General features: G+C 66.6%; 4 protein-coding genes. 2 read left to right on the top strand and 2 right to left on the bottom strand.

Annotated elements, in window-relative coordinates:
• Positions 1-1,216: putative bifunctional diguanylate cyclase/phosphodiesterase (locus ACESLR_RS11645; protein ID WP_373026188.1), on the top strand; the 1,216-nt coding region annotated here is incomplete at its 5' end.
• A gap of 99 nt (positions 1,217-1,315) precedes the next feature.
• Here ACESLR_RS11645 and ACESLR_RS11640 read toward each other — a convergent pair.
• The gene (locus tag ACESLR_RS11640; protein ID WP_373026187.1) at positions 1,316-2,218 is read right to left on the bottom strand and encodes a DMT family transporter; all 903 of its coding nucleotides are present in this window, start codon (positions 2,216-2,218) and stop codon (positions 1,316-1,318) included.
• Positions 2,219-2,688: 470 nt separating this feature from the next.
• Between ACESLR_RS11640 and ACESLR_RS11635 the strand changes: the two genes are divergently transcribed.
• Complete coding sequence (locus ACESLR_RS11635; protein WP_373026186.1) at positions 2,689-3,822, top strand: acyl-CoA desaturase; 1,134 nt, start codon at positions 2,689-2,691, stop codon at positions 3,820-3,822.
• Between the two features lie 33 nt (positions 3,823-3,855).
• On the opposite strand, the gene ACESLR_RS11630 is transcribed toward ACESLR_RS11635, so the two are convergent.
• Positions 3,856-4,173, bottom strand: a complete 318-nt coding sequence (locus tag ACESLR_RS11630) for a response regulator transcription factor (protein ID WP_018950899.1) — start codon at positions 4,171-4,173, stop codon at positions 3,856-3,858.

The following is a 4,173-nucleotide window of genomic DNA, read 5'->3' as shown; positions in this document are numbered from 1 at the left end:
GGTGACGGGGATCGTGTCACTGCACTTCAGGCGCCTGGACCGCGTCGATCAGGCCTTCGGCATCGAGGCGCTCAACCAGCTGTTGAACGATATCGGCGAGCGCCTCGGTAACCGGCTCGAGGCCAATGAATCCCTTGCGCGCTCCCACGAGCACACCTTCGCGGCCCTCATCCCGGTGGGTACCGACGAGGCCGACGACGCGGATCGCCACCTGATGGCACGGGCCCATGCGCTGGTCGCCGCCGTGACGGAAGCGGGCTTCGAGGTCGCCGGTGACACGCTCCAGGTCCAGGTCTATGCGGGGGTCGCCCGCGCGCCGCCCGACAGCCGTGACGCACAGGAACTCGTGCTCCGCGCGGAGGAGGTCACGCAACGCGGGGCCAACAGCGACACGGAGCTCGTTCGCTGGGCGGATCACACGATCAAGCCGGCACAGCGCCAGCAGATCAAGTTCGAGAGCAAGCTGCAGCGTGCCGTCACCGAGCGGGAACTGGTGCTGCACTACCAACCGATTGTGGATTTGGCCAGCGGCGAGGTGGTGGGGGCCGAGGCCCTGGCACGCTGGCCTCAGCCTGACGGCCAGGCCCCCATCGGGCCGGATCACTTCATCCCCCTGGCCGAAGAGCTGGGGCTGATGGGTCGTCTCGGTGCCCAGGTCTTCGAGGACGCCTGCCGCCAGCTGCATCGCTGGCAGGCGCACCCGGGCAACGCCGCATTCTGGGTGTCCGTTAACGTCGCCCCGGCCCAGCTGCGGGACCCGGACATCGCCGACCACTTCAGCGCCATCGCGCGGGAAGTGGGCGTCTCGCCAGCGCACGTGAAACTGGAAATTACCGAGAGTGCGCTGGAACACGGCCTGGACGAGGTGATCCACGCCATCGACGCGCTCGCGGCCGCGGGCTTTCCCCTCGCCCTGGACGACTTCGGCACGGGATATTCGTCGCTAAGGCGGCTGATCGACATGCCGTTCAACATCATCAAGGTCGACCGGAGCTTTGTCTCGCAGACCCCGGATGGACGCGGGGCGGGCGTCGTGGCAAGCCTGTCGCAACTGAGCAGCCACCTCCACATTCACGCCCTCGGCGAGGGCGTGGAAAACGCCGTGCACGAGGCCTTCCTGCGCGCCAATAACTACCGTTTCGCCCAGGGCTATTACTACGCGAAGCCCATGGCGGCGGCCGACTTCGCGACCTGGTCGGGATGGCCGACCGACTGAGCCACCTTTGGCGGCAATCGGGCTCCAGCTCCCCGGGCCGCCCCGGGAATGCGGGGCCGCTTTCCGGGCCTTCACACCACCCGGGTACCAACGGGCGGCCTAGTCGGGGTCGCGCTCCGGCTCGGGAATGGGCGGGGTGGCGCGGGACTTGACGCTCAGCGCGGTGACGGTGACGAGGATCAGGGCCATGCCAATGATCTGCACCAGCGCCAGGCTTTCGTGCAGGATCACGACGCCGAACAGCGTGGCGGTGACCGGTTCGATCATCGCGACGATGGAGGCGACGGCCGGGGCCGTGGTCCGGAGCCCGTTGATGTAGAACGCGAACGAGAGCCCCGCCCCGAATACGCCGAGTGCCAGGAACAGTGGCCAGTCCGTGGTCGTCAGTACGGAGACCATCTGGGCGTTGTCCCCCGGAAGCATCAGGAGCAGAACGAGCACGGCGAAGGCGATCGAAAGCACGGCTTGCGGGCTGCCGTGCGAACCGGCGTACTTGAAGCCGAAGATGAAGATGGCGTACGACAGACCCGCCAGCAGGCCCGCACCGGCGCCAATGAGGGTCACAGCGCCCGCGCCGGTGTCGTAGATCTGGGTGAGCATCACGATGCCGACCATCACCAGCGCGATCGCCACCAGTTTGAGCGAGGTGGGACTTTCCAGCTTCAGGGCGAAGGAAACGAGGTAGACAAACACTGGCGCGGTGTACATCAGCGTGGCGGCGACGGCGACACTGCCGTTCGCGATACTCACGAAGTAAAAGGCAAAGTTGCCCGCCACGCCCAAACCGGCCACGGCGGACCAGAACCAGAGTTTGGGACTGCCGAGGCCGCTGCCGCCCGGCCGCCAGGCGAGCCACGCGAGCACGAACACCAGGCCGATGGCGCCGCGGTAGAACGACACCACGAAGGCATCCCAGCCCTCGGCCATCAGGATGCCGCCGATCCCGCCGGACAGCCCCCAGAAGAAGGCCGCCAGCACCACGAGTCCCACACCCAGGCCCATCAATCGCTCCCCTTGATCGTTGTACGGAACGGGCCGTCTCGGGTGACGGAACGTCGTCAAGAATCCCGGGTGAGCCGTAACAGGACACTCCGGCACACCCTTTCAGACCAGGGAAACCCTGATGCAGGTACACGCTTACACTCGAGTCGCTTTTGCCTGCGACCAAGACGCGCCGACCGCCGTGCAGTCACTCTGCACAAGGGAGCCCTGACCCCGTCTCGCAAAACCCGGGGCACCAACGCGAGTGTGTACCTGCATCAGCGTTTCCCTGGCACTGCATCATACATTGAGGCCCGGTGTGCCTGGAAAGGCCCGACGCCGAGCGGCACCTCCGAGGGAATCACGCTCATCCGACAACGCACAGCGCCCGAGCGTCCGGAGCCAAGGCACTTTTTTTCGCCGGTCGCGGTCTCATCTATTATGAATAGGCGAGCACCTTCGCTCGCTCCCGTCGCCAGCAGGTCTCCACCATGTCCGAACGTGCCCCCCCGATTGCATGGACGCCGGCCGTTTTCTTTGCCCTGACCAACCTGGCCGCGGTCACGCTGGTGCCGTGGTGGTGGCTCACCCAGGGCCTCAGCGGCGCGGCCTGGCTGTTTTTTGGCCTGTTCCTGGTGCTGAGCGGGCTGGGCATCACGGTGGGTTATCACCGGCTCTGGGCGCACCGCACCTTCAAGGCGCGGGGGCCATTGCGCGTTCTGCTGGCGCTGAGCGGTGCCCTGGCGCTGCAGAACAGCATCTACAACTGGGGCGCGCGGCATCGCGTGCATCATCGCTACGTGGATGATGTGGAACGCGACCCGCATTCCATCAAGCGCGGTTTCTGGCATGCCCACATGGGCTGGATGCTGCGCAACTGGCCCACCAGCGAGCCCGACTATTCGCGGGTGAAGGACCTGGCGAAGGACCCGGTGGTGATGTGGCAGCACCGGCATTACTGGACCCTGGCATGGGGACTGAACCTGGGCCTGCCGCTGCTGCTGGGGCTGGCATTCGGGGATGTGATCGGCATGCTGCTGCTGGCCGGCATTCTGCGCATGGTGGTCAGCCACCACTTCACGTTCTTCATCAACTCCCTGGCGCATTGGTGGGGCCGTCGTCCCTACAGTGACGACAGCACCGCCGTGGACAACGGACTAGTCGCCCTGCTCACCTGGGGCGAGGGGTACCACAACTTCCACCACGCCTTTCAGGCGGACTACCGCAACGGGGTGCGCTGGTGGCAGTACGACCCCTCGAAGTGGCTGATCAACCTTTTTGCCTGGACCGGACTGGTGTATGACCGCCGCTGGACACCGCGCTTCAAGATCCTGCGCGCACGGCTGCACACCGAGTTTCGCCGCCTGCTCAATGCCGACCAGGCCGGGCCAGCGCACGACTCCTGGCGCGCAACCGTGGAGCGGGAGTATCAGCGTTTCCGCGATACCGTGAACCAGTGGCAGGAGGTGCAGGCGCGCAAGATGCGGGCCGGGCGCGAGGCCATGAACGATCGCTGGGTGCGCACGGAACTGCGCACCCAGTTCAAGGAACTGGAGTATCGCCTCAAGATGCAGCGCCGCCGCCTGCGCGCCCTGTCGGCCTCTCGTCGCGCGACCACGGCGTGAACGCGGGCCCCGGATTGCGGGGCCCGAGTACCTTCAGGCGCGATCACCCCCCAGCTTGGCTGCGACCCGGTCGGCCACCTTGCCACGGACCACAACCTCGTCGGCGCCCGCCTGGCGCGCCGCCTTGAGCATCGCCCCTTCCACGTGCGGGCCAAAGGCGAGAATCTTCGCGTCCGGGTAGCGCTCGCGCCAGGTCGACACCGCTTCCACGCCACGGCTGCCGAGGTCGACTACCACCAGGTCGGGCTGCTCCGGCGCCTGACTGCTGGTAACCGATGCGCCGGCCGAACGCCAGCGCGACTCCAGCCGCACGCGGGTCATCAGGTCGGGGGTGTCGAGGTGGATATGCAT

The organism is Thioalkalivibrio sp., from assembly GCF_041685615.1.
Classification (GTDB): Bacteria; Pseudomonadota; Gammaproteobacteria; order Ectothiorhodospirales; family Ectothiorhodospiraceae; genus Thioalkalivibrio.
This window is presented reverse-complemented; position numbering and strand designations above follow the sequence as displayed.